The sequence below is a fragment of the Actinomycetospora sp. genome, from assembly GCF_055612215.1.
In genome coordinates, this window is sequence record NZ_JBVPVA010000093.1 from 1 (window position 1) to 4,197 (window position 4,197).

Genomic DNA, 4,197 nt, shown 5'->3' on the forward strand with positions numbered 1-4,197 from the left:
CGCTCCTGGGTCGGGTCCCAGACCCCGAAGCGCGGGTTGACCCGCACGCCGAGCTCGACCGCCAGCGGCTGGATCGCGCGCAGCCCGAACCCGAACATCGTCGTGCTGTCGACCAGCTCGGCGGGCACGGCGCCCCCGCCGACGGGTGGGGCGGCCTCGTCCCGGTCGCGCACCCGCACCACGGTCCACGGCTGGGTCGTCGGGTCCGGAGCCGACTGCCCCGGGGAGGGCGGCGGCGATCCCGAGACGCTCACGGTGCGCCCGGGCAGCCCGAAGACCAGCGACGAGGGGGAGCGCACCGGCGAGTCCGGCGTCAGCGCGCCCGGCCGCAGGGTCGCGTCGACCACCCGGGCGTCCGGCGGCAGCGCGTCGAGCACGGCTGTCCCCGGGTCGGTCGCGAGCCGGGCGGCGGCCCGGTCGGCGGCGGCGCGCGAGCCGAAGGTGCCGATGTCCACGGTGACCGCCAGGCGGTCGAACGCCCGGCGGCCGATCTCGGTGACCGCGATCTGGTCGGCGACGACCTCGCGCAGGGTGGCCGGGTCGTAGCCGGTGGCCGCGGCGGCCTGGGCGCCGCCGGCCGCCGCGACCTGCTCGTCGACCTGCGCCGGCGGGACGACGATCCCCTCGCGACGGCTCGCCTCGGCGATCACCTCGTGCAGCACGGCGGTGCCGAGCAGCTCCCGGCTCTCGGCGGCCAGCGTCGGCGCGTCCAGGGGCGACCCGCCGGGGGCCCGCGACTGCTCGGCGAGCGCCTGCGCGAGGGCGGGGGCCGCCGTCCGGACCCGCGCGGTGAGCAGGTCCGTCGGCACCACCTGGTCCCCGACGACGGCGGCCACGCCCGGTCCGGGTTCGGGGACGGCGGCCCCGGGTCCCGCCGCGGAGCAGGAGGTGAGGGCGCCGAGCGCGGTCAGCGCGGCGACGAGGGCGGGGAGGACACGGCGCCCGAGCACCCGGTCACCCTCCCACGGGGCCGTCGGGCGGCCCGCGGACCCCGCCTCACGGCCCGGGCGCGACCCCCGTCCGCGCCATCCACGCCCGCGCGGCCCCGACCGGGTCCTCCGGCGCCGTGGCGAGCGCGAGCGCGAGGAGCAGGCGCGCCTGCCACGGCGAGAGGTCCCCGGCGAAGAGTGCCCCGGCCCGCGCCAGCTCGGCCCCGCCGCCCGCGTAGAGACCCTCGACGGGGCCGGCGCCGGTGCGGCTCGCGACCGCGACCGGCACCCCCCGCTCGAGCAGCGCCCGCGCGCCGGCGACGACGGCGGGGGTGGCGTTGCCGGCGCCGAACGCGGCGACGACCACCCCGCGCGCCCCGGCCGCGACCGCGGCGTCGAGGGCGTGGGCGTCGGCGCCGACGTACTGGGCGACGACGTCGACGCGCGGGAGTGCGGCGGGCGGGTCGCCCAGCGACGCATCGGGGGCGACCGCGTGCTCGCGCACGCCGGCGTCGTCCACCTCGGCGAGCGGGCCGCGTCCCGGCGCGGCGAAGGCGGTCAGCGCCGCGGTGTGGACCTTGCGGACGCCGATCGCGGGGAGGACGTGCCCCGCGAAGGTCACGGTCACCCCGGGACGTCCGTGGGCGACCCAGCGCAGCGCGGCGCCGAGGTTGCCCGGGCCGTCGGGGGCGGGGTCGTCGAACGGGCGTTGGGCGCCGGTGACGGTGACCGGCGTCGCGCGGTCGTGGGTCAGGGCGAGCAGGGCCGCCGTCTCCTCGAGGGTGTCGGTGCCGTGGGTGACCACGACGCCGTCGTGCTCGGCGGCCACCGCGCGCACCGTGGTCGCGAGCGCGGCGAGGTCGTCGAGACCGGCGGCGAAGCTCAGCCGGCCGGCCACGTCCAGCGTCGTGACCTCGGCGGGCGCCGGGAGGTGCGGGACTGCCGCGAGCAGCTCGGCCGCGTCCGCGGCGACCGCCCGCCCGGCCTCGGTCGCCCGGGTCGCGATGGTGCCTCCGGTGGCCAGCAGCGCGAGTCGGGTCACGGCGGAGAGCGTAGGTCGCGCGTCACGTCCGACGGGGGCCGTGCCGACGGTGGCGATGCGGACCCGCGGGTATGCCCCTGGGTGAGCATCCACAACGAGCGCGACGCGGCGACCGACGACCAGACGCTGTTCGAGAAGCGTCCCGACGCACCCCGGAAGCGGCCCGGGTCGCGCATCCCGGTCGGGGTCTATCTCGGCATCGCCCTGGCCGTGATCGTGATCGTCGGCATCGTGCTGTTCATCGCGGCCTCGCACACCTCCACCGGGGGCAACGGGCAGACGACCAGCGGGCTGGTCCTGCTGGTGCCTACGCTCCTGGGATGACCACCGCGACCCTCGACTGGTTCGGCTGCGCCACGTTCCGCCTGGTCACCGCCGAGGGCCTCACCGTCATGCTCGACGCGTACCTGGACCGGGTGCCGGACGCGCCGCAGAGCGGCGTCGGGGTCGCCGACGTGGCCGGCGGGATGGGGCCGGGCGACTGGGTCCTCGTCGGCCACTCGCATTTCGACCACCTCTACGGCGCCGAGCGGCTGGCCGCGTCGGGCGCCCGGATCGTCGGCTCGTACGAGACGGTGCGGGTGATGGCGGCGTGCGGCGTGCCCGAGGAGCAGCTCGTCCCGGTCTCCGGCGGCGAGCGCGTCCGGCTCGACGACGCGACGACGGTCCGGGTGCTGCCGAGCCTGCACTCGTGCATCTGGTCGGAGGTGTCGTTCCCGGCGGCGGACCAGGTCTGCCTGGGCGAGCTCGGGGTGACCTGGCAGGAGCGTCAGGAACGGGTCCGGGCGATGTTCGCGGGTCTGCCGGCCCTCGGGCAGGACGTGCTCACGCACCTGCAGGCCGCGTCCCAGGGCGAGCGGGGGGACGGCGGCGCGCTGGTCTACGTCCTCGAGACCTCGGAGGGCTCGCTGCTGGTGCAGGACACGGTCGGGGCCTGGACCGGGGTCCTCTCCGCGGAGTCGCCCGACGTCGCGATCCTCGCCGCCGCGGGCCGGGCCAACCGCGACGGCGAGCCGGTGCAGGGCTCGCTCGCCGACTTCGTCGCCGAGGAGGCGTCCTGGCTCGGGCCGCGGCGGCTCGTGCTCTCCCACCACGACGACTGGCTGCCCGGGTTCGCCGGCGCCGTGGACGTCGGCCCGATCCGCGACGCCCTGGCCCGGCGGGCCCCGGACACCGAGCTCTGCGAGCTCGGCTACGTGTCCGGGTTCCGGCCCTTCGCGTCCTGATCGCCGGCCGGCCGGGACGAGTGAGCGGCGCCGTCGTGACGTCAGATGCCAGGAACGTGCCGTTGCTGCCCCGGGCGGCCGGCGCGGGCCGGGGCCGGACGGCCGGCGCGGGCCGCTAGACCCCGGCCGGGACCTTCTCCGGCCTCGGCGCCGCCGGCCGCTCCCCGAACAGCGCGACGAACAGCTGCTCGCACCAGGCCAGCAGCTCGAGGTCGCGCAGCGGGGCCGCACCCATCCGCACCGGGCCCTTCTGCCCCCCGGCGCCGGACTGGCCCTCGGTCGGCTTCGGCAGGCTCAGCGTCTGCGAGGCCAGCTTGAGCTGCGCCCGCGGGTGGAGCCGCTTGAGGCGCATCTGGGCGGACTCGGGCAGGTCGACCGGGGCGAAGCGGATCAGGTTGCCCTGGCCCGCCACCTCGGTGATCCCGTAGCGGCGGCACGCGTGCCGGAAGGCGGCCACCGCGAGGAGGTTGGTCACCGGTGTCGGCGGCTCGCCGTAGCGGTCGACCAGCTCCTCCCGGACCGCGTCGAGCGCCGGACCGTCCGCGGCCTCGGCGATCTTGCGGTAGACGTCGAGGCGCAGCCGCTCGGTGTCGACGTAGTCGTGCGGCACGTGGGCGTCGATCGGGAGGTCGACGCGGACCTCGGCCAGCGGCTCGTCGGTGTCGGACCCAGCGTCGGTGTGCGCCTTGAACGCCTCCACCGCCTCCCCGACGAGGCGCATGTAGAGGTCGAACCCGACGCCCGCGATGTGCCCGGACTGCTCGGCGCCCAGGATGTTGCCCGCGCCGCGGATCTCGAGGTCCTTCATGGCGACCGCCGTGCCCGCGCCCAGCTCGGAGTGCTGGGCGATGGTGGCCAGCCGCTCGTGCGACGTCTCGGTCAGCGGGCGGTCGTTCGGGTAGAGGAAGTAGGCGTAGCCACGCTCCCGGCTGCGCCCGACCCGGCCGCGGAGCTGGTGGAGCTGGGAGCGCGAGCACGACGTCCTGGTCTGCACGACGAT

At 77.3% G+C, this 4,197-nt stretch carries 5 protein-coding genes; 2 read left to right on the top strand and 3 right to left on the bottom strand.

The features are described 5' to 3' along the window. Both AC0CYZ_RS02155 and AC0CYZ_RS02160 read right to left on the bottom strand, forming a co-directional pair. The coding region (locus AC0CYZ_RS02155; RefSeq protein ID WP_472211865.1) for a hypothetical protein at nucleotides 1-950 on the bottom strand (950 nt) is incomplete at its 3' end. A gap of 46 nt (nucleotides 951-996) precedes the next feature. Next, a complete protein-coding gene (locus AC0CYZ_RS02160) occupies nucleotides 997-1,971 on the bottom strand; it encodes an asparaginase (protein ID WP_472211868.1) in 975 nt (324 codons plus the stop codon). An 81-nt stretch (nucleotides 1,972-2,052) separates the two neighbouring features. On the opposite strand from AC0CYZ_RS02160, the gene AC0CYZ_RS02165 reads away from it, so the two are divergent. Continuing rightward, nucleotides 2,053-2,295: a hypothetical protein gene (locus tag AC0CYZ_RS02165; RefSeq protein ID WP_472211871.1), complete on the top strand. Its 243-nt coding sequence runs from the start codon at nucleotides 2,053-2,055 to the stop codon at nucleotides 2,293-2,295. Next, on the top strand, nucleotides 2,292-3,197 hold the full coding sequence (locus tag AC0CYZ_RS02170; protein ID WP_472211874.1) for an MBL fold metallo-hydrolase: 906 nt from the start codon (nucleotides 2,292-2,294) through the stop codon (nucleotides 3,195-3,197). The genes AC0CYZ_RS02165 and AC0CYZ_RS02170 overlap by 4 nt, the downstream gene beginning before the upstream one ends. 115 nt (nucleotides 3,198-3,312) lie before the next feature. Here AC0CYZ_RS02170 and AC0CYZ_RS02175 read toward each other — a convergent pair. Further along, a partial coding sequence (locus tag AC0CYZ_RS02175; protein WP_472211877.1) for a TRCF domain-containing protein occupies nucleotides 3,313-4,197 on the bottom strand: 885 nt, incomplete at its 5' end.

What these genes read in the sequence shown, in the direction of transcription:
- AC0CYZ_RS02170 (WP_472211874.1), top strand. Translation starts at nt 2,292, where the DNA reads ATGACCACCGCGACCCTCGACTGGTTCGGCTGCGCCACGTTCCGCCTG.